21 protein-coding genes are annotated in these 19901 nt (G+C 68.2%); 11 read left to right on the top strand and 10 right to left on the bottom strand.

The window, feature by feature from the left end:
* Positions 1-123: 123 nt before the first annotated feature.
* Genes OHA10_RS10005 through OHA10_RS10020 form a run of 4 tightly spaced genes read left to right on the top strand, consistent with a single transcriptional unit; the run spans position 124 to position 3913 of the window.
* Positions 124-1146, top strand: coding sequence for an ATP-binding cassette domain-containing protein (locus tag OHA10_RS10005; protein ID WP_371405891.1), 1023 nt, complete (start codon positions 124-126; stop codon positions 1144-1146).
* Complete coding sequence (locus OHA10_RS10010; protein ID WP_371405892.1) at positions 1143-1955, top strand: ABC transporter permease; 813 nt, start codon at positions 1143-1145, stop codon at positions 1953-1955. Before OHA10_RS10005 ends, OHA10_RS10010 begins: the two co-directional genes overlap by 4 nt.
* Complete coding sequence (locus OHA10_RS10015; protein WP_371405893.1) at positions 1952-2794, top strand: ABC transporter permease; 843 nt, start codon at positions 1952-1954, stop codon at positions 2792-2794. The genes OHA10_RS10010 and OHA10_RS10015 overlap by 4 nt, the downstream gene beginning before the upstream one ends.
* Positions 2795-2812: 18 nt before the next feature.
* Positions 2813-3913, top strand: a complete 1101-nt coding sequence (locus tag OHA10_RS10020) for a DNA polymerase IV (RefSeq protein WP_371405894.1) — start codon at positions 2813-2815, stop codon at positions 3911-3913.
* A gap of 6 nt (positions 3914-3919) precedes the next feature.
* On the opposite strand, the gene OHA10_RS10025 is transcribed toward OHA10_RS10020, so the two are convergent.
* Positions 3920-4759, bottom strand: a complete 840-nt coding sequence (locus tag OHA10_RS10025; protein WP_371405895.1) for an amidohydrolase — start codon at positions 4757-4759, stop codon at positions 3920-3922.
* 40 nt (positions 4760-4799) lie between these two features.
* Positions 4800-5915, bottom strand: coding sequence for a mandelate racemase/muconate lactonizing enzyme family protein (locus OHA10_RS10030; RefSeq protein WP_371405896.1), 1116 nt, complete (start codon positions 5913-5915; stop codon positions 4800-4802).
* 113 nt (positions 5916-6028) lie between these two features.
* Here OHA10_RS10030 and OHA10_RS10035 point away from each other — a divergent pair, with 113 nt between their 5' ends.
* From OHA10_RS10035 to OHA10_RS10050, 4 genes are read left to right on the top strand one after another with little or no spacing between them, the layout of a single operon-like run.
* Positions 6029-6724 carry a GntR family transcriptional regulator gene (locus OHA10_RS10035; RefSeq protein WP_371405897.1) on the top strand — a complete coding sequence of 232 codons (696 nt, stop codon included), beginning with the start codon at positions 6029-6031 and terminating at the stop codon, positions 6722-6724.
* Between the two features lie 16 nt (positions 6725-6740).
* Positions 6741-7589, top strand: a complete 849-nt coding sequence (locus OHA10_RS10040; RefSeq protein ID WP_371405898.1) for a fumarylacetoacetate hydrolase family protein — start codon at positions 6741-6743, stop codon at positions 7587-7589.
* 33 nt (positions 7590-7622) lie between these two features.
* Entirely contained in the window at positions 7623-8225 is a 603-nt protein-coding gene (locus tag OHA10_RS10045) for a class I SAM-dependent methyltransferase (RefSeq protein WP_371405899.1), read from the top strand.
* Between the two features lie 9 nt (positions 8226-8234).
* Positions 8235-8612, top strand: coding sequence for a VOC family protein (locus OHA10_RS10050; RefSeq protein WP_371405900.1), 378 nt, complete (start codon positions 8235-8237; stop codon positions 8610-8612).
* Between the two features lie 52 nt (positions 8613-8664).
* On the opposite strand, the gene OHA10_RS10055 is transcribed toward OHA10_RS10050, so the two are convergent.
* From OHA10_RS10055 to OHA10_RS10075, 5 genes are all read right to left on the bottom strand, one after another.
* Positions 8665-9048: a hypothetical protein gene (locus tag OHA10_RS10055; protein ID WP_371405901.1), complete on the bottom strand. Its 384-nt coding sequence runs from the start codon at positions 9046-9048 to the stop codon at positions 8665-8667.
* 57 nt (positions 9049-9105) lie between these two features.
* On the bottom strand, positions 9106-9477 hold the full coding sequence (locus OHA10_RS10060) for a hypothetical protein (RefSeq protein WP_371405902.1): 372 nt from the start codon (positions 9475-9477) through the stop codon (positions 9106-9108).
* Complete coding sequence (locus OHA10_RS10065; protein WP_371405903.1) at positions 9474-10607, bottom strand: alpha/beta hydrolase; 1134 nt, start codon at positions 10605-10607, stop codon at positions 9474-9476. The genes OHA10_RS10060 and OHA10_RS10065 overlap by 4 nt, the downstream gene beginning before the upstream one ends.
* Before the next feature lie 111 nt (positions 10608-10718).
* Complete coding sequence (locus OHA10_RS10070; RefSeq protein ID WP_371405904.1) at positions 10719-11267, bottom strand: histidine phosphatase family protein; 549 nt, start codon at positions 11265-11267, stop codon at positions 10719-10721.
* Positions 11268-11311: 44 nt separating this feature from the next.
* A complete protein-coding gene (locus OHA10_RS10075; protein WP_371405905.1) occupies positions 11312-14029 on the bottom strand; it encodes an AAA family ATPase in 2718 nt (905 codons plus the stop codon).
* Positions 14030-14187: 158 nt separating this feature from the next.
* On the opposite strand from OHA10_RS10075, the gene OHA10_RS10080 reads away from it, so the two are divergent.
* The 3 genes from OHA10_RS10080 to OHA10_RS10090 are packed head-to-tail and all read left to right on the top strand — an operon-like array spanning position 14188 to position 17104.
* On the top strand, positions 14188-15042 hold the full coding sequence (locus OHA10_RS10080) for a DUF427 domain-containing protein (protein WP_371405906.1): 855 nt from the start codon (positions 14188-14190) through the stop codon (positions 15040-15042).
* Entirely contained in the window at positions 15042-16682 is a 1641-nt protein-coding gene (locus OHA10_RS10085; protein ID WP_371405907.1) for an MOSC domain-containing protein, read from the top strand. Before OHA10_RS10080 ends, OHA10_RS10085 begins: the two co-directional genes overlap by 1 nt.
* Complete coding sequence (locus tag OHA10_RS10090; protein WP_371405908.1) at positions 16682-17104, top strand: VOC family protein; 423 nt, start codon at positions 16682-16684, stop codon at positions 17102-17104. The genes OHA10_RS10085 and OHA10_RS10090 overlap by 1 nt, the downstream gene beginning before the upstream one ends.
* A gap of 67 nt (positions 17105-17171) precedes the next feature.
* Here the strand turns inward: OHA10_RS10090 and OHA10_RS10095 are convergent, their stop codons facing one another.
* Genes OHA10_RS10095 through OHA10_RS10105 form a run of 3 tightly spaced genes read right to left on the bottom strand, consistent with a single transcriptional unit; the run spans position 17172 to position 19861 of the window.
* The gene (locus OHA10_RS10095) at positions 17172-18539 is read right to left on the bottom strand and encodes an MFS transporter (RefSeq protein WP_371405909.1); all 1368 of its coding nucleotides are present in this window, start codon (positions 18537-18539) and stop codon (positions 17172-17174) included.
* 29 nt (positions 18540-18568) lie between these two features.
* Positions 18569-18937: a DUF1304 domain-containing protein gene (locus OHA10_RS10100; RefSeq protein ID WP_371405910.1), complete on the bottom strand. Its 369-nt coding sequence runs from the start codon at positions 18935-18937 to the stop codon at positions 18569-18571.
* Positions 18938-18952: 15 nt separating this feature from the next.
* The gene (locus tag OHA10_RS10105; RefSeq protein WP_371405911.1) at positions 18953-19861 is read right to left on the bottom strand and encodes a phosphotriesterase; all 909 of its coding nucleotides are present in this window, start codon (positions 19859-19861) and stop codon (positions 18953-18955) included.
* Positions 19862-19901: the final 40 nt, after the last annotated feature.

Consider the following 19901-nt stretch of genomic DNA (forward strand, 5'->3'; position numbering starts at 1 on the left):
GACCTCGAGGTCCCCCGGCCGAATCCATTTTCGGCGAAGTGATCGTCCTGCGCTCTGCGCGTTTTGCGCGGTGGCGCTACCCGGTCCGTAGTCAACCGACTCTTTCGAAAGCGGTGCTCCTTCGTGACGCCTGTGCACGCCCTGCCGCCTGTCATCGCGGCCCATGATCTGACCAAGACCTACACGTTCCACCAGCAGCGCGCCGGACTCGGCGGGGCGCTGAAGAGCCTGGTGAGACGCAAGTACGAGACCCGGCTCGCTGTCGACCGGATCACCTTCGACATCGGCCGCGGCGAGGTCGTCGGCCTGCTCGGCCCGAACGGCGCGGGTAAGACGACCACGCTGAAGATGCTGTCCGGCCTGCTGTACACGACCTCCGGTGAGCTGGAGGTCCTCGGCCACACGCCGTCGGACCGCAAGCACGACTACCTGCGCCGGATCGCGCTCGTCATGGGGCAGAAGACCATGCTCTGGTGGGACGTGCCGGCGATGGAGAGTCTCCTGCTGCACAAGGACATGTACGGCTTGTCCACAGCCGAGTTCGACCACAACGTCGCCGAACTCGCGGAGCTGCTCGAGGTCGAGCATCTGCTGAACGTCCAGGTCCGCAAGACCTCGCTCGGCGAGCGGATGAAGCTCGAGTTGATGGCCGCGCTGGTCCACGGCCCGGAGATCCTGTTCCTCGACGAGCCGACGATCGGTCTCGACGTGGTCGCGAAGGCCCGCGTCCGGGCGTTCCTCGCCGACGTCAACCGGCTGCGCGGTACGACGATCCTGATCACCAGCCACGACATGGACGACATCGAGGCGCTCTGCTCGCGGGTGATGATCATCGACCACGGGCGGCTGCAGTTCGACGGCGGTCTGGACGACCTCGTGCGTACGGCGCAACCGCGCAAGCTCGTGCGGGCGACGTACGCGACGGCTGTCGACGGCGACCGGCTCACCGGGCTCGACGGTGTGACGGCTGTCGACGTGGACGGTCAGACGGTCAAGCTCGAAGCGGATCGGGAGCGGGCCGGCTTCGTGATGGAGCAGCTCACCCGGCTCGGTCCGCTGGTGGACCTCGACGTCGCGGACGCGGATGTCGAGGACATCATGCGCGACCTGTTCCTCCGCCAGACAACGCTGGGGGACGCGTCATGAACACAGTGGTGCGGAACCTTCGCGTCGTACGACGGATGACCGCGGCCGAGATCGCGCAGCAGTCCGTCTACCGCGGGGCGTGGATCATCTTCATGCTGGCCAACATCTGCATGCCGATCATCTCGCTGCTGATCTGGCGGACGGCGCTCGCGAACGGCGCCCAGCTTCCGGTCGACGAGCGGTACATCACGACGTACTTCGTGCTGCTCGGATTCGTCACGATGGCGACGTCGTCGTGGATGGCGGCGTTCCTGGCCAACGACATCCGGCTCGGCAAGCTGTCCAGCTGGATGGTGCGGCCGGCGTCGTTGCTGGTCGGGTTCGTCGCGAACAACCTGTCGGAGAAGTTCCTGAAGCTGTTCGCGCTGGTGCCGATGATCGGCATCGTCTGGTGGATCTTCCGCGACTCGATGAACATCCCGGGCGGCGTCGGCCGGTGGGTGCTGTTCGCGATCAGCATCGTGCTCGGAGCCGTACTGGTGTTCACGATCGACATCCTGATCGCGGCACTGGCGTTCTGGATGGATGACGTGGGCGCGCTCGTGCAGGCGCGCGTCATCATCGCGAGCGTGCTGTCGGGTGCCGTCGTACCGCTGGCGCTGATGCCTTCGTGGTCGCGCGGGTTCGTCGACCACCAGCCGTTCCGGTACACGGTGTCGTTCCCGGTCGAGATCGTCGCGGGTCAGTTGACCGGGCGCGAGTTGCTGGCCGGGCTGGCGATCCAGCTCGGGTACGTCATCGTGCTCGGCGTACTCGCTCGACTCGTCTGGGCAGCGGGGATCCGGGCGTATTCGGCGGTGGGCGCGTGAATACCTACGCGGACGAGCGCCCGTCGCTCGACCAGAACTGGCTGCAGATGCAGTGGCGGCACGTTCGGCTGTGGCGACGGTTCTTCGCCCAGGCGGTTGTCCGGGAGACGCATTACCGCGCACACTTCCTGACCACGCTGCTCGTGGGCCTGGTGCAGTTGGGGCTTGGGATCGTGCCGACCTTGCTGCTGTTCGGGTTCACGGCCGAGGTGCACGGCTGGTCGCGGGCCGAGGTGATCGCGTTGGTCGGGGTGTTCCAGATCGTCACCGGGCTGATCGCGACGTTCGTGGCGCCGAACCTGAACCGGATGACGTCGTACCTGACCGAGGGTGAGCTCGACAGCGTCCTGCTCCGGCCGGTGTCAAGCCAGTTCTACCTGACCCTGCGGTGGATCAACGTCGCCGAGCTGACGAACGTTGCCAGCGGCATCGTCGTACTCGGGATCGGGCTCGTGCAGTCGGATCTGCGTCCGGACGTCGGGCAGGTGCTGCAGGCCGTCGTACTGGCCGGCTGCGGGTTGGTGTTGCTGACGGCGGTGTGGTCGGCGATGTCGTTCCTGGCGTTCTGGCTGCAGTCGGTGGGGCCGATCGGGGTGGTCTTCCTGAGTGCGGTGGAGGCCGGGAGGTATCCGTTGGTGTTCTTCCCGGTCGCGGTGCGGGCGTTTCTCACCTTTGCCTTCCCGGTGGCGTTCGCGACGACGTTCCCGGTGCGGGCACTGGCCGGCGATCTTGGCTGGGGGCCGGTCGCGCTCGGGCTCGGGCTCGCGGTAGTGGCGATGACACTAGTTCGGTTGGTGTGGCGGCGCGGGCTGCTGACGTACTCCAGTGCGTCGAGCTGATGTGGTTATCTGTGGGGTATGAGCTGGTGGGTCCTGCACGTGGACATGGATCAGTTCATCGCGGCCGTGGAGATCCGGCGACGGCCTGAGCTGCGTGGGCTGCCTGTCGTGGTGGGCGGGTCCGGTGATCCGACCCAACCGCGGCAGGTGGTCGCCACGGCGTCGTACGAGGCACGCGAGTTCGGCGTCCATTCCGGGATGCCGGTGCGGGCGGCGTACAAGAAGTGTCCGCAGGCCGTGTTCCTGCCGTCGGATCCGGCGGCCTACGACGCGGCGTCGACCGAGGTGATGGACACGCTGCGCTCGTTCCCGGTCGTGGTCGAGGTCTGGGGCTGGGACGAGTGCTTCGTCGGCGCGGAGACCGAGGACCCCGAGGCGCTCGCCCGCGAACTCCGCGCGGCCGTGGCCGAGCGGACCGGCCTGACCTGCTCGGTCGGCATCGGGGACAACAAGACTCGCGCCAAACTCGCCACGGGTTTCGCGAAGCACGAGCGCTCACATGCCGTGCCGTTCGAGGGCGCTTCGCTTGCCGACGGCACGGACGCGGCCGCCGGTGTCTACCGGCTGACCGCGGCCAACTGGCGCTCCGTGATGGACCATCGCCCGATCCGCGACCTCTGGGGCATCGGCAGCCGGATGGAGAAGAACCTCAACGAACTCGGCATCACCACCGTCGCCGACCTCGCTGCCGCCGACGTCGACGTACTGAAGAAGCGCTTCGGCCCCAACATGGGTGCCTGGTACGCCGCCCTGGGCCGCGGCCTCGGCGACACCCAGGTGACCGACGTCCCCCGCGAACCGGTCTCCCGCAGCCACGAGGAAACCTTCCCGACCGACCTCGTCGAACTCCCCGACATCCAACGCGAACTCCGCCGCATCGCCGAGGAAGTCACCCGCGAGGTCGTCGCCGACGGCCGAACCATCCAACGCGTCTGGGTCAAACTCCGCTTCATCAGCTTCTACACCCCGATCAAGAGCCGCAAACTCAAGTCCCCCACCCAAGACCCCGAGGTCATCGCCACCACAGCCCTCGAACTCCTCCAGAAGTTCGAAATCCGCCGCCCGATCCGCCTCCTCGGCGTCCGCGTCGAATTCGTCCCACCCGACGCCGCCAACTGAGGTCCATCACAGCTTGTAGATGCGGGTGGCTGTTGTTTCGAAGATTGCGTCGCGTTCGGTGGGGGTGAGGTTGGTGGTGAGGGTTTCGGCGGTTTCTACGACCTGGTTGTAGGTGGCTGCGAGGAGGCAGACGGGCCAGTCGGAGCCGAACATGACTCGGTCGGGGCCGAAGGCGTCCAGGACGACGTCGGCGTACGGCTGGAGGTCTGCGGGTTTCCAGGTGGTCCAGGGGGCTTCGGTGACCATGCCGGAGAGTTTGCAGGTGACGTTGGGGAGGGCTGCCAGCTCGCGGAGGTGCCCTGCCCAGGGCTCGAGTGACTCGCCGATGACCGGCTTGGAGATGTGGTCGACGACGAAGGTGAGTTGAGGGAGGTTGCGGGCCGTTTGGATCGCGGCGGGGAGATGCGGGGTCTTGGTGAGGAGGTCGTAGGCGAGCCCGGCGTCGGCAATCGCGGTCAGACCGCGTTGTACGTCGGGACGGAGGAGCCAGTTGTCGTCCGGCTCGTCGTGGACCTGGTGCCGGATCGCCTTCAAATAGGAGCCGTCAGGGCGGGACAACAGACCGTCGAGCGCATCGCCGACATCCTCGGCCGTGAGATCGACCCAACCGACGACACCGGCCACGAGATCGTTGCCAGCGGCAATCTCCAGGAACTCGACCGTCTCCTCGACCAGCCCGACGGTCTGCACCAGCACGGTCGACGTGATGTCGGCCGCGGCGGCCAGCGGCGTGAGGTCCTCGATCGAGAAGTTCCGCCGGATCGGGTCCAGCTCCGGCCCCACCATCCACGTCTGCTGCCGGATACTCAGGTCCCAGACGTGGTGATGCGCGTCGACTCTGCTCATGCTGCGGTAGTCCCCTCGGCCTGGACGACTTGTCGACTCATCATCCGACACGCCGATCGTCGATCGCGTTCTGGTCCCAGTCGATGCCCAGACCGGGTACGTCGGGCGCCACCGCATGCCCGTCGGACACAGCCATCTCCGACCGCGTGATCGCCCGCAGCTGCGGGATGTGCTCGACGTACCGACCGTTCGGTACCGCAGCGGTCAGACTGACGTGCAGCTCCATCAGGAAGTGCGGGCAGACCTCCAGGTTGAACGCCTCGGCCAGATGCGCGACCTTCAGCCACGGTGTGATCCCGCCGATCCGTGCGACATCCACCTGCACGATCCCGGCGCCACCGGCAGCGACGTACTCCCGGAACTGCGACACGGAGTACAGCGACTCCCCCACCGCGATCGGGATCGACGTCGACTCGGCCAACCGGACATGGCCGGTCACGTCGTCGGCCGGCAGCGGCTCCTCGAACCAGGACAGGTCCACCGCTTCGAACGCAGCGGCCCGGCGCTTGGCCTCGGCGTACGTCATGGACTGGTTCGCGTCGACCATGATGTCCATCGACGGGCCAACAGCGTCCCGTACTGCGCGCAGCCGCTCCACGTCCTCGTGCACGCGCGGTTTGCCGACCTTGAGCTTCACACCGGGCCAGCCGGCCTTCTGCGACGCCAGTGCGCCCGCGACCAGCTCATCGGTTGTCAGGTGCAACCAACCGCCCTCGGTGTCGTACAGCGGCACCTGCTGCCGATAACCGCCAGCCAGTCGCCATAGCGGCTCACTGGCCCGGAGACACCGCAGATCCCACAGTGCGGTGTCTACGGCCGCCAGTGCGAGCGACGTGATCGCACCGACCGTGGTGGCGTGCGTCGACCAGAACAGGTCCGACCAGAGCTCTTCGACGTTCCGCGCGTCCTTGCCGACCAGCCTGGGCAGCAGGTGGTCCCGCAACAACGCCAGTACTGCGGTGCCGCCCGTGCCGATCGTGTACGAGTACCCGAGACCGGTCAGCCCGTCAGTTGTCGACAAGGAGACGAAGATCGTCTCCTGCTTCAGGAACGCTTGTACGGCGTCGGTGCGTACCGTCTCGACCTCGAGATCGACCAGGTAGGCCTCGGCCTTGGTGATCGTGCTCACCGGCGGCTCGAGACGGTCGGACGACATCTGATCATCACGGGGCGGCTCCAGATCCTATAGGATATTGCGTACCTGATGCTCCCGCTTCACACTGGAGCCGTCAAGTGTGGGGCAGAATGAGCGTTCCGGGAGGAGTGACAGTGACGGATGCGCATGTGGGACTCGCAGGGCAGCTCGCCCGCCTGCCCCAGCGACAGGTGCTGAGCGACGACGTCTACGAGACGGTCAAGGGCCTGATCATGGATAGCGTGGTCGAGCCGGGCACCCGGCTGAACATCGACGCGCTGACCCGCGAGCTGGGCATCTCCCAGACGCCGATCCGGGAGTCGCTGGCGCGGCTGGAGTCCGACGGCCTGGTGATCAAGGAGCCGCTGCGCGGGTACCGCGTGTCCTCGCGGCTCACCCGCGAGGAGTTCGAGGACCTGTTCGAGTACCGGCTGCACATCGAGCCGTGGGCGGCCGGTCGGGCCGCCGAGCGGTCCGGGTCCGAGGACCTGGCCCGGCTCAAGGCCGAGATGCTCAGCTACACCGACGTACCGGACCGCCCGTCGTACGAGAGCTACCGGGCGATGGCGGCGCACGACCAGCGGTTCCACGACCTGGTCCTGGAGCTGTCCGGCAACGAGACGGCCCGGCTGTCCTTCCAGCGGACACACTGCCACCTGCACCTGTTCCGGCTGTACTACGGTGGCGGCATCGCGACGAAGGCGTTGCGAGAGCACAAGGTAGTGGTGACCGCGGTCCGCAAGGGCAACCCGGAGGAGGCGGCCGCGGCGATGCGGTCGCACATCGAAGCCTCGCGTGCCCGCCTGCGGCCCATCTTCGACCAGGACTGATACCAGGGAGACATCTGTGGAACTGCTCCGCCTCGGTCCGATCGGCGAGGAGCGCCCGTACGTGCGCGCCGCCGACGGCACCGTCCACGACCTGACCCCGATCACCGCCGATATCGACGCCGCGTTCCTCGGCTCGGACGGGATCGCGCGGACCCGCGCAGCGCTGGACGCCGGGGAGCTGCCGGTCGCGTCCGTCGACGGCCTCCGGATCGGCGCACCGATCGCCCGCCCGGGCGCGGTGGTCTGCATCGGCATGAACTACGCGGCGCACGCGGCCGAGGGCGGCGCCGAGCCGCCGAAGCAGCCGATCGTGTTTTTCAAGCACCCGAACACGGTCGTCGGCCCGAACGACGACGTACTCGTCCCGCGCGGTTCGACCAAGACCGACTGGGAGGTCGAGCTCGCCGTCGTAATCGGCAAGCAGGCCCGGTACGTCGAGACCGACGAGGAGGCGCTCGCCTGCATCGCCGGGTACGCCGTCTCGAACGACGTGTCGGAGCGGACCTTCCAGATCGAGGTCTCCGGCGGGCAGTGGTCGAAGGGGAAGTGCTGCGAGACGTTCAACCCGCTCGGGCCTTCGCTGGTCCCGGCCGACGAGGTGGACCCGACGAACCTCGTGCTGAAGTCGTGGGTGAATGGTGAGCCGCGGCAGGACTCGAACACGCGGGACATGATCTTCTCGGTGGCGGCGCTGATCCGCGACCTCTCGCAGTACATGGTGCTCAGCCCCGGCGACATCGTGAACACCGGTACGCCGGAGGGTGTGGCGCTGTCCGGCCGGTTCCCGTACCTGTCTCCCGGCGACACGATGGAGATGGAGATCGAGGGACTCGGCCGGCAGAAGCAGGCTCTCGGCAAGGCCTGAAAACTGTCCCCGGCCGGCTCTAGGGTCGGCCGGGTGACTGACTTCCTCGCCGACATCCGCACGTCCTACGACACCGTCGCCACCTCGTACGCCGAGCTCGTGGTCGACGGCGCCGACTGGGAGGACGACGCGTTCGACCTGCTCGCGAAGCTCGTCGCGGGCAGCGGCCGGCGGGTGCTCGACGTCGGCTGCGGGCCGGGACGGACGACCGGTCTGCTGGCCGAGCGCGGTCTGCGGGTGACCGGCATCGATCTGTCGCCCGGGATGATCGAGGTCGCCCGCCGCGACCACCCGGACCTCGACTTCCGGGTCGGCTCGATGACGGCGCTCGATGTCGCCGACGGGTCGGTCTCGGGTGTCGTGTCGTGGTGGTCGATCATTCACCTCCCACGCGACGTCGTACCGCTGGCCTTCGCGGAGTTCTACCGCGTGCTCGCTGCCGGTGGCGTGCTGTTGATGGGCTTCCATGTCGGCGAGGAGACGACCCACAAGACCTCCGGGTACGGCGGCCACCGGATGAACATCTACGTCCACCGGTGGACCGCGCCCGCGCTTACCGAGCTCGCGGTCGCGGCCGGGTTCGCGCCGTACCTGGCGACCGAAATTCCGCACGACCGCCTGCTCTTCCAGAAGTAGCCTCTGCGCATGACATCTCGCGTGCGATCGGTGACGTTCGATACCCACAACCCGTACGAGCTGGCCGGCTTCTGGCTGCAGGTGCTCAACGCCCCGCGCCCCGACGACGACCACCCCGGGGATCCCTATGCCGAGGTGGTGACGGACTCCATGACGCTCCTCTTCGAACAGAACAACGACGAGAAGGCAGTCAAGAACCGCGTCCACCTCGACCTCGAACCCGACATCCCCCGCGACGAGGAAGTCGACCGCCTCCTCGCCCTCGGCGCCACCATAGCCACCGACTTCCGCAACCCCGACGGCACCGGCTGGGTAGTCATGCACGACCCCGAATCCAACGAATTCTGCGTACTCCGAAGCGCCGCCGAACGAGCCGCCACCAGCTGAAGCCGCGCACTCCCACCCACCCCTGGCGGCGCGGTGGCCGGCGGACCAGGTTCTACAGGTCGTCGACGTTTGGGGTTTGGCCGGTGAAGGTGAGGCGCCAGTCGGTTGTGTGGGCGTCGACGGTGAGGTCGTAGCCCTCGCGGCGGGCGGTCAGTTGGTGGTGGTCGTCGGTGACGTCGGAGACGGTGACTTTCCAGCCGCGGGCTTCGAGGGTTTCGGCGGTGAAGCCGATCTGGGCTACCGGGTCGGGGGTGGTGGGATCACCGGTTTCGACGGTGATCGTGCAGACGGACTCGCGGCCGCGGTCGTCGGAGAGGGCGCCTTGGTCGGCGGGGCCGACGTCCTGGGTGACCCTCGGGGTCTGGTCCGGTACGACGACTGCCGCCACCGCCAGGAGCTCCGAGCGGAGATGGTTTCGCGCTTCGGTCAACGTCACGGTGTCCGTGATACACCCTGCGGTCAAGCCACGCGACACCACGCGGTGTTTTCGTTGTCAGGAAACGAGCGGTGTCTCGCCGGTGAATGTGATCCGCCAGTCCGACGCCCAGGCATGTACGGCGACCTCGAACCCATCACGCGACGCGGCGACCCGGTAGTGCCCGTTCTCCGGCGCCGACACCTCGGCGTCCCATCCCCGAGCACGCAACGCCTCCGCCGCGACGGAGACGGCGGCCGCCGGATCCGGGTCCCTCGGGTTGCCGGTCTCGACCGACACCCGGCAGACAGTCGCGGCCCCACGCCCGTCGAACAGCACACCTGGGTTCACCGGCCCAGGATCGTGCGTGACCACAGGCTGCTGATCCGGTACGACGGCCTCCGCCACCGCCACCAACTCGTTCCGCAAGAACTCACGCCCGCCCATCATCGCCGCGGCCCTTCCGCCCGCCGCCCACGCGTAACCCCAGTCGCCCGAGCACCACCACCCGGCCCACCAGCACCCGGCCCGACGACACCTGCGGCGGCGGCTCGAGCCGACGCCGGCGAAGGATTGGTCAGGGCCACAACACCGTCGTACACCCTCGACGCCGCGTCCGCGACCGCGTTCAACGGTCCGCCCCACGAAGCACCCAACACCAACTTGGTCTCTGCGGATCGGCTGGTGTCTGTGGTCGTGATCGAAGCCAGATCACCCCGCACCACCCGCCCGATGTTCCGCAGTGCCTCGCTGTTCGGCCGGTAGTACTCGTTGTGCCAGTGCACCGACACCGCCTCGTCGTTGGCGATCGGATCGTTCGTCGCCATCCGGATCGCATCAGGAAACGTCGCCGGATCCGGCCCATGCCATTCGGAATACGCGACGTAATCCCCCGGCGCCCGCTCGACATACAAACGAGTCGGCGGCTGCACGAAATCGGCGGCCTCATCCACGTACTTCGTGATACCCGGCGAACCCGTCATCACCACCCGCTTGGCCCGCCCGCCATCCAGCAACGCCTGACCGAGCACGTCGGTCCCGTACGAATGCGCAACCGCCGTGACCTCAGCCCCGTCAGCCTTCAACCCATCGAGCTCATTCAAGAACTCCGCCAGCCGAGGCCCACCCTCCAACGCAGCGTCCTTGCTCGCAGCCTGCACCAGCCCTTGAGGCGAGTCGTAGTCGAGCCAAACCACGACAGCCGTCTCCGAAGGACCGGCCTCGCCCCGGATCAGATCGCCACGGTCCGACTGCCCGCGAAACGTGTCCAGGCTGTTCCCCATCCCGGGCACCAGCACCGCAACGTTCTTCGCGTGCTGAACATCCCCCAGTACTTCGACGGCCCGGCCCTGCCCCTCCGGATCGACCTTCAAGAACTGCCGCTGCCGTTGCACCGCCACGACGTTGCCCTCGGCATCCAACTCCGAGACCGCGACCGGAGTCAGCAGTTCCTTGACGGTCTCGAGCCGCCGCCGCTCGGCCTCGTTCGCAGTGCCGGCATCAGCAGCCGCCTGCAGACGAACGCGGGCAGCTTCCAGCAACTCGAGATTGGCGCGATACCGCTCAGCCAGCTCGTCCATGGCATGACTCCCCGTGACAGCCGGTCACCTGGGCGTGAGACCGGACTGACGGCAGTCTGCCAGGCGACGAGGTCCCCCGCATCTCGTCAGGCGACGACCTGTGGATATCGCTCAGCGGAGCACGAGTGACCAGGAGCCGACGTGCAGCGAGAGGTCGACAGTCGCCAGCGGGCGTACGTCGACGTGGCGGAGCGACTCGGCCGGGGCATCCACGACGTACAGCACGATCGCCCGAGCCACCGCGGGGTGCACGACCGCGATCACCGAAGTGTGGTCTTTGTGGCGCTCGGCAACATCTCCGAGCCAGTCGGCGACCCGCGCGATGAGGTCGTTCTCCGTCTCGCCGCCGGGTGTCGCGGTGTGCGGACGCTCGAGCCACGCCGCCACCTGCGACGGCTCTGCCGCGAGGAGTTCCTCAAGCTCGCGCCCGGCCCATTCGCCGTACTCACGGTCCCGCAGCGCCGACTCCACCACCGGGTCGAAGCCCAGCGCGGAAGCGGTGCGGACGGCGGCACGCTCGGGTCCGGCGTACACCGCGTCTGCCGAGAGCTTCAGCTCCCGCGCGGCCTCGACGCTCGCCGCCTCCGGATCACTGTCACCACCGAGCACGAGCCCACGCAGCGCGGGCGTCAGGGCGTGCGCCACCACAGTCAGAAGCATCCAGAGCAGCGTAGCGGCCAACACCCCCGGAACCGCGGAGGCGGCTAGCGTGGCAGAACCTGGTCCAGCTGGCTTCGGGAGGCGATTTCGAGCTTCGAGAAGACCTTACGCAGGTGGTACTGGACGGTCCGGGCGCTGATGAAGAGCCGGGTGGCGATCTCCGGGTTGGAGAGGCCGTCGCGAGCCATCCGGGCTATCTGGGCCTCTTGCGCGGTCAGCTCGGCGCGCGCCGGCACGACTCGCTTCCGGGCGGTGCCGCCGGCGGCCTGGAGCTCGCGCCGGGCGCGGTCGGCGAACCCGGCCAGTCCCATCGCCTCGAAGCCGGAGTGCGCTGTACGGAGGTATTCGCGGGCATCCGTACGGCGTCGCTCGCGCCGCAGCCACTCGCCGTACAGCAGCTGGGCACGGGCCAGCTCGACGTTCAGCGCCGTCTTCTCCAGGTGCGCGATCGCCTCGCGGTACAGCCCCTCGGCTGTCTGGCCGGCTGTGACCATCGCACGGCACCGCGCGGACACTCCGAGCGCCCAGTCCGTGCCGGTCGCGGTGGCCATCTCCTCGAGTGTCTGGGCAGCCCGGTGCGCGGTGGCGATCGCACCGGTCCGAACTGCTGCTTCGACCAGCTCACTGTGGACGAGGATGATCGAGCGATCCTCAGCCGACCGTTGCGCCGCCTCAAGCGCGTCCTGGTATCGGCCGAGGCCGTTGGCGAGTACTGCGGCTGCCCAGTCGGCAAAGGCGAGACCGATGCCTTCGCCGCGTCGGCTTCCGTCCCGCTTGGTCGCCTCAGCCAGCGCCAGCGTCTCGGAACGGTCCCCGCGGAACGCAGCCAGTGCGAGCCGGCCGTACGGCGCGAGCTTGCCACCGGTCACCTCGTTCGCGGCCTCGGCTTCGTCAGTCAGTGACGCGGCCGTCTCCAGATCGCCGGCGAACACCGAGACATAGGCCAGCGAAGTGAGGGCCAACGCGACATCGCTGAGTATTCCGGTCTGCCGCACCAGCTCCACATGCCGTCGGGACAGCTGGGCCCATCGGTCGGCGTCCCACAGCCGCAGCGCCGTCGTGGCAGCCATCCAGGACAGGTGCAGCTCCTCCTCGACCGACAGACCAGGCCCGAAGCCGGCCAATGCCTTGTGCAGAATCGGGGCAGCAGCGGCGTACCCGTCTCGGTAGTAAACGGCCGAGCCCTCGAGGAGGAGGTCCACCGGTCGCGTGACCGCAGGCTCCGGCGCCGCAGCGGCCTCCCGCGCGACAGCCAGGACGTCGCCCTCCGGGGTGGCCAGGTGACCGGCGAAGATCGCCGCCGACAACGCATCCAGGTACGTCGTGCGCGCCAGCGCCACGTCGACCTTCTCGAGCCGTCTTGCCGCCTTCAGCATCAGCTGCGGCGCATCGTTGCCTCGGTTGGTCAGAAACGCGAGCTGTGCGTGCACCAGGTCCGCCCGAGCCCGCTGGAGCTCGCTGAGCTGCTCTCCCTCGGCCATGGCGAGCAGCTCGGCCGCCGAGTCGAACGCACCGGTCTGCAGCTCGGCCTGTGCCGCTGCCAACGCCCGACCGGCGCGCTTCACCGGATCAATCGTCAGCGCCGCGGAACGCTGCAGGAACGCAGCCGTCGCCGCGAACCCACTCCGAGCCTGGGCTCGCCCGGCCGACCGCTCCAGCTCGTCCGCAATCTCCTCGTCCGGCCCGGCGGCTCCCTGGGCCCGGTGCCACGCGCGCCGGTCCGGATCGGACTCTGCGTCGGTCTCGGCGGCCAGCGCCTGGTGTACCTCCCGCTGCTCGGCCGCAGACGCGGAGCAGTACGCCGCGGACCGCACCAGCGGGTGCCGGAACCGGATCCGGTTCGCGAACTCTGCCAGACCCGCATCGGTCGCCGGCGCGGCTGCCTGCGGATCGATCCCGAGCCGTACGGCGGCCCGTCGTACCAGTGCGTCGTCACCGGACGGCTCCGCCGCGGCGAGCAGGAGCAGCCGTCGGGTCTCGGGCGGCATTGCGGTCACCCGCTGCAAGAAGCTCTCCGCGATGCCGCTCGCGCCGGGCAGTCCGAAGCCGCCGGCCAGCTGAGCCGGAGTCAGCCCACGCGGCAGTTCGAGCAACGCCAGCGGGTTCCCGTGCGCCTCGGCAACCAACTGGTCGCGCACCTGCGCATCGATCGGAGCTGTCAGTACGGCGTTCAGCAGCGACCGCGCATCGGCCTCTCGCAGGCCGCCGATCGGGTACTCCGGCAAGCCCTCGAGGACCGGTCCGACCTGGCGGGTCGCGAACACGAGACCGAGAGACTCGGCGCCCAGCCGACGGGCCACGAACGACAGGATCTGCGCAGAGCAGCGGTCCAGCCACTGCTGGTCGTCGATCAGGCACAGCAGCGGCCGCTCGACCGCAGCCTCCGCCAGCAGGCTCAGAGCGCCGAGACCGATCAGGAACATGTCCGGCGGCGGGCCGGCACTGATGCCGAACACCGTCCCGAGTGCAGCGGCCTGCGGTGCCGGCAACCGGTCGAGCAGCCCCAGTGCGGGTGCACACACCTGGTGGAGAGCGGCGAACGCCAGCTCCATCTCCGACTGCACACCGGAGACCCGGACGACTTGGCCGCGGTGCGCCTGAGTCGCCAGGTAGTCCATCAGCGCCGTCTTTCCCACCCCGGCCTCGCCGGACAGCACCAGCGCCCGGCTCTCCCCGGAGCACACAGCGGCGACGACCTGATCGAGCGCATCGCGTTCCGCGTCACGCCCGGTCAGCTCGAGAGAGCGACGGGGAGGAAGCACAGCCTCAAGGTATCCCGGCAGGCCACCCGCGCCGAGTGGCTGGCCAGCGGCGGATGCGAACCGGTCCCCGCCTGCCGCACCCTCTAGCGGTGCCACGAGCAGCACTGGGAGCCGTTCGTGTCCCGTAAGCGTTCTGCTGACCTGAACGGAGATGTGTGATGGGACTGGCCTGGCAACAAGGTCCACTGGGGACCGGTGCGATCGGACGGTTCTTGGTCCCGGTCGAGCTGCCGGAGCGGATGCTGTACGCCGAACCGGCGCGGCGGCGGATGCGGGTACGTTTCGGCGACAACTGGATCGCGGACAGCGAGGACGTCGTACTGCTGCACGAACCCGGGCGGTATCCGGTGGCGTACTTCCCGGTGGAGCACGTGGTGGCCGACGTACTGAAATCGGAGGACCGGACCACGCAGCACAAGGATCTGGGAGCGACCGCCTGGTACACCGTGACTGCTGGTGACGCGAGCAAACCGCGGTCCGCGTGGCAGCACGTCGAGCTGCCGGACTACGCGAGCGAACTGAAGGGGCGGGTCGCCTTCGCGTGGCGGGCGATGGATGCCTTCTACGAGGAGGACGAGCGGATCGTCGGTCACGCGGCCGACGCCTACCACCGGATCGACATCCGGCAGACCAGCCGGCACCTCATCGTCCGTGACGGCGACCAGGTCGTCGCCGACTCGTCACGCCCGCTGGTGCTGTTCGAATCGGGCTTCGCACCGCGCTGGTACGTACCGCGTGAAGACGTGACCGACGGCGCCCTCACACCGGTCGAGGGCCAGACGTTCTGCCCCTACAAGGGCCTGTGCAGTTACTACGACATCGGTACGGCGCAGCGGGCCGCGTGGTCGTACGAGGACGCCTGGACCGAAGTACGCCGGATCTCCGGGATGGTGTCGTTCGAACCCGACAAGGTCGAGGTGGAGCTGGACGGGAAGCGGATGCGGCAGGAGCCTGGTCAGGGTGTGATCTCGCATGGCGTCGATCGCGACCTGACCGTGGAGGAGCTGTCCTGATGAGCGCAGCCACTGTGTTGTCCGTGAACGTCGGACTGCCGAAGAACGTCGAGTGGAACGGGAAGACCGTCTTCACCGGCATCTGGAAGCAGCCGGTCGACGGCCCCGTGATGGTCCGGCGGCTGAACCTGGACGGCGACGGACAGGGCGACAAGGGCGGCCACGGCGGCGAGCAACGGGCAGTGATGGTCTACCAGATCGATTCGTACCGTCACTGGGAGAAGCACTTCGGGCGAGATGACTTCGTCTACGGACAGTTCGGCGAGAACCTGACCATCGACGGGCTGCCCGACGACGAGGTGTGCATCGGCGACCGGTACCGGATCGGCGGCGCCGAGCTGGAGGTCACGCAGCCACGGGTGACCTGCTACCGGGTCGGTCTGCGGATGGGCGAGCCGGAACTGCCCGCACTGCTCGTCAGCCACCACCGGCCGGGGTTCTACTGCCGCGTGATCGCGGAAGGACCAGTGCAAGCCGGCGACCCGATCGAGAAGGTCTCTACCGGGCCGGGTGCGCTCAGCGTGGCTGACACGGATGCGCTGCTCTATCTGCCGCACAAGGACCGGGCCAAGCTACAGGTCGCCGTACAGATCCCGGCGTTGAGTCCGGGGTGGTTGGGGTCGTTCCAGGACCTGCTGGCCGAGGAAGAAAGGCCGAAGCCGGCGTGGGACGGCTTCCGGAAGCTGCGGGTGACGGCGGTGGTTCCGGAGACCACCAACGTGTTCTCGGTCCGCCTCGCCACGATCGACGGCAGTGAGCTGCCGGCTGCGCTCCCGGGGCAGTATCTGACCTTCCGGCTGCCGGATGCGGTCCGCAGCTACTCGTTGTCGTCGACACCCGACTACCGCGTGAGTGTGAAGCGGGAGCCGCACGGCGTTGGCAGTAGCTACATGACTCAGCTAGCTGCCGGAGCGGTCGTCGACGTCGCCGCACCGCGCGGTGACTTCGTGTTGCAGAACGGTTCCACGCCTGTCGTGCTGCTCTCGGCCGGTATCGGACTGACTCCGGTCCTCGCGATGCTGCATGCGCTGGCCGGCAGCTCTCGGGAGGTCTGGTGGATTCACACGGCTCGCGGCCCGTCCGAGCATCCACTCGCCTCTGAAGCACACGAGCTGTTGGCGAAGATGCCCAATGGCCACGAGCGCATCTACTACAGCTCTGTCGACGGTCGGCTCACCGAAGAGAAGCTGGCCGAGCTGGCGCTGCCGGCCGATGCAACGGCGTACCTCTGCGGGCCGGAAGCCTTCATGACCGACATGCAGGCCGCGCTGGCCGCGGTCGGGGTCACTCGGGTCCACACCGAGCTGTTCGGTGCGCTGGCTGCGATCAACCCCGGCCTGGTCAACCAGACCGCCCGTACGCCGCACCAGCCGGACGGACCGCCCGGCGACGGACCACAGGTGACTTTCGCCCGCAGCGGGATCTCTACTGCGATGCGGGACGGCAGTCTGCTCGACCTCGCCGACGCATGCGATGTTCCGACGCGCTGGAGCTGCCGGACCGGGGTGTGCCAGACCTGTGTCACCCCACTGCTCTCGGGAGAGGTCAGCTACTCCCCGACCCCACTCGAACCCCCGCCGGACGGCCAGGCGCTGCTCTGCTGCGCCCGCCCGACCACCGATCTCGTCCTGGACATGTGATGGATTACAGAATCGAAGTTGTCACTCTGCCGGTCAGTGACGTTGACGCGTCGCTGGCCTTCTACCGGGCGCTCGGATTCAGCGTCGACGTCGACTACCACCCGCGGGACGGGTTCCGCGTCGTACAGGTGACTCCGCCCGGCTCGGCGTGCTCGATCCAGTTCGGTGAGGGCCTGACCGACGCGGCGCCGGGCTCGGCGCGGGCCAACTATCTCGTCGTCGACGACCTCGAGGCTGCTCACCGCGAACTGGTTGCCAACGGCATCAAGGTCGACGACATCCAGCACAAGGAACCGATCGACACCTGGGCCGGCGGCCTCGGTGCGGGACTCGACCCCGAGCGCCGCCCGTACGCCAGCATGGCCGAGCTAGCGGACCCGGACGGCAACACCTGGACACTGCAGGAGATCAACAACAGATGACCGACCCTCGATCCCTGGCAATCCAGCAATCCCTCACCACAGCAAGCTGACGTGCGGCGTACCTGATTTATCGAGCAGTGCGCCGGCCCGCCTGGACGCCGAGCAGCGCGAGCAGCGCCGGGAGTCCGAACGCCACGACGTAGGCCGTGATGTCGGAATGCGGCTCGATTGCCGCGAACAACGATCCGCCGATCGCCAAGACGGTTGCCGTCGACAACGAGTCGCTCAGCTGGGCTGCAGAGCTGTTGGCACCCTGCTCGTCGCGCTCGGAGTACTCCAGGGTCAGCACCGACAGCGTCGGGAACACCGTCCCCATCCCGAGCCCGGTCAGACTCCAACCGAAGATGCCGACGAGCACCGGAACGTGCGGGTCGAGCGTGAGCGTCGCCGTGGCGATCCCCAGCACGACCAGCACCATCCCGCCCTGCAGGAACACCGAATGCGAGAACGGCTGGTTCGGCCGCCCGCGGTACCAGGACGCTGCCGACCAACTCAACGCGCTCACCGTCAGGACGAGCCCCGCCAGCGCCGGCGACAACCCGCGCTCCCGGGTCAGCATCAGCGGCAAGAACACCTCCGCGCCGAACCCGGATGCCGCGACCAATCCACGCAACGCGACCACCGACGGCAGCCCGCGCCCGAACACGAACGTCCCGGACGGCAGCAACCGCGGCCCGAACGCAATCACGCCGGCCAGACCAATAGCCAGCAGCCCCACCTGCAGTATGCCGCGCTGCTGCCCGCCGTAGTGCAGCAGCCCGACCCCTACCGCAGCCGCGACCGCCCACATCGCCCGCTTGTCCCACAACTTCCCCTGACGTACTTCGTGCTCACCCGCCGGCGCCAGCCCCGGCCGCATCACCAGAGCAGCCGGCACCGCAAGCGCCGGTACGGCGAGGAACACGAACCGCCAGCTGGTGTGCTCGACTATCAACCCCGCGATCGCGGGACCGACCAGCGACGGGACGACCCAGCCGGTTGCGAATGCGGCGAAGATCTTCGGGCGCAGCCGGGCCGGGTACAGCTGACCGACGACGACGTACAGCGCGACCGTCAGTAGACCGGAGCCGTAACCCTGGATGATCCGGCCGACGACCAGGACCTCCATCGTCGGCGCGAACCCCGCGATGAGCAGGCCGCCCAGGAACCACGCCGTACCGTGCCAGAGCGGTCGGGCCGGGCCCTTCAGGTCACTCCAGGTGCCGGAGACAACCATCGCGACCACACCGGACGCGAGCGGTCCCCCGAACGCCAGCGCATACAGGTGAAGCCCGTCGAGCGCCTGCGCGACCGTCGGCATCGCGGTCGCGACGGCCAGCGACTCGAACGCGACCAGCGTGATCAGGGCAACCATCCCGATCGTCAACGCGCGGTACTGCGGGGAGAGGACGCCGCCTGTCTCAGTGCTGGTCGCCGGCTCGGCAAGGGTTGTCATGCCGAGAAGACTCCGTCTTCAAGTCCACTTTAAGTCAAGGCGGCGAGCACCAGAGCGGCGATCGGCGGCACGGCCTGCGTTGCCGCGGCGCGAACCATCCGCCGGTCGGAGGCGACGAGTACGACGCCGGCCCCGGCCATGCACGCACAGGCGAACAGGGCGATGGCGTGGCCCTTGTCGCCGCCCCAGATCAGACCGCCGAGCGCGCCGACCGCCAGGAACAGGTTGTAGAAACCCTGGTTGAACGCCCACGGCCGCGCGGCCGCCATCTCGGTCTCGTCCTTGACCAGGAACCGCCGATAGGTGCTCGGCTTCCTGAACAGCAGGCTCTCCAACGCAAACACGAACAGGTGGAAGATGCCGGCAATCACCACGAAGACCTGCGCGATCACGCTCATGCCCGGAAGGTACCGCTACGCCCGCCAATCCGTGGTGAAGGCACGCGCTGGGTTCTTCCGGAACACGGCGTCCGCGACGTCGGCACCGAAGTACCGCGTGATCCGCGGCCGCAGGTGCGTCAGCAGGTACGGCATGCCCGGTCCTTCACCGGTGGCGGCCCGGGCGCGAGCGGTCGTCGTATCGCCGCCGAGCAGCAGGCGGTCGGCGTACCCGGCGTCGATCAGCGCGGCAAGACAGTCGATCATCCGCGGATCGGTGGCGTTGTTGGCCCGCGACGGCCCGTCGAACGCCAGCCACGCTCCGCGCTCCGCCAGCTCGAGGTGCACGCGATGATCCGGGAAGCGGTTGAGATGCCCGAGGATGACGGCATCCGGATGTACGTCGAGTTTGTCGACGAGCAGATCGAGTACGGCGTCGGCCGCCGATCCCAGCTCGTGGTGGATCGCGATCGGCGCATTCGTCGCGTGATGAGCCTCGGCCGCGGCTCGCATCACCAGCTCGGCGTGTGCGTCGAGAATGTGGAAGCCGCCGGCCACCTTGATCAGACCCGCGCGCACCTGGGTGTCGCCGATGCCCGCGGTCAACTCGCGGACGAAGATGTCGGCCAGCTGATCCTGCACCTTCTCGACGAATCCCTCGGGATAATGCTCACGCCGGTGCAGGCCGGTGGCCGCGACGATCGAAACCCCTGTCCTGGTTGAGATTCCAGGCAGCAACCCGGCGCGCCGGTTCAGACCGTACGGCGTCCATTGCACGATCGACTGACCACCCGCGTCCGCGAACGCACGTACTTCGGCCACCGCGGCGGCCTCGTCGTCCAGCTCCTGCCCGGGCAACGCCGCCGAGCGGAAGAACAGGTGGTCGTGCGAGTCGGTAATGCCGAGCGCGTCGGGTCGCAGGTCCCCCAGAACGGTACGAATCACGTAACCAACGTAGCGTTCCGGGGGTGCCTGCGCCCCGATC

The sequence above is a fragment of the Kribbella sp. NBC_00662 genome (assembly GCF_041430295.1).
Lineage (GTDB): Bacteria > Actinomycetota > Actinomycetes > Propionibacteriales > Kribbellaceae > Kribbella.

Bases quoted from the DNA above. Each gene is read 5' to 3' on its own strand.
- OHA10_RS10010 (WP_371405892.1), top strand. From the start codon at position 1,143: ATGAACACAGTGGTGCGGAACCTTCGCGTCGTACGACGGATGACCGCG.
- OHA10_RS10020 (WP_371405894.1), top strand. From the start codon at position 2,813: ATGAGCTGGTGGGTCCTGCACGTGGACATGGATCAGTTCATCGCGGCC.
- OHA10_RS10025 (WP_371405895.1), bottom strand. From the start codon at position 4,759: ATGAGCAGAGTCGACGCGCATCACCACGTCTGGGACCTGAGTATCCGG.
- OHA10_RS10065 (WP_371405903.1), bottom strand. From the start codon at position 10,607: ATGGACGAGCTGGCTGAGCGGTATCGCGCCAATCTCGAGTTGCTGGAA.
- OHA10_RS10050 (WP_371405900.1), top strand. From the start codon at position 8,235: ATGACATCTCGCGTGCGATCGGTGACGTTCGATACCCACAACCCGTAC.
- OHA10_RS10100 (WP_371405910.1), bottom strand. From the start codon at position 18,937: ATGAGCGTGATCGCGCAGGTCTTCGTGGTGATTGCCGGCATCTTCCAC.
- OHA10_RS10070 (WP_371405904.1), bottom strand. From the start codon at position 11,267: ATGCTTCTGACTGTGGTGGCGCACGCCCTGACGCCCGCGCTGCGTGGG.
- OHA10_RS10080 (WP_371405906.1), top strand. From the start codon at position 14,188: ATGGGACTGGCCTGGCAACAAGGTCCACTGGGGACCGGTGCGATCGGA.
- OHA10_RS10085 (WP_371405907.1), top strand. From the start codon at position 15,042: ATGAGCGCAGCCACTGTGTTGTCCGTGAACGTCGGACTGCCGAAGAAC.
- OHA10_RS10030 (WP_371405896.1), bottom strand. From the start codon at position 5,915: ATGTCGTCCGACCGTCTCGAGCCGCCGGTGAGCACGATCACCAAGGCC.
- OHA10_RS10060 (WP_371405902.1), bottom strand. From the start codon at position 9,477: ATGATGGGCGGGCGTGAGTTCTTGCGGAACGAGTTGGTGGCGGTGGCG.
- OHA10_RS10090 (WP_371405908.1), top strand. From the start codon at position 16,682: ATGGATTACAGAATCGAAGTTGTCACTCTGCCGGTCAGTGACGTTGAC.
- OHA10_RS10095 (WP_371405909.1), bottom strand. From the start codon at position 18,539: ATGACAACCCTTGCCGAGCCGGCGACCAGCACTGAGACAGGCGGCGTC.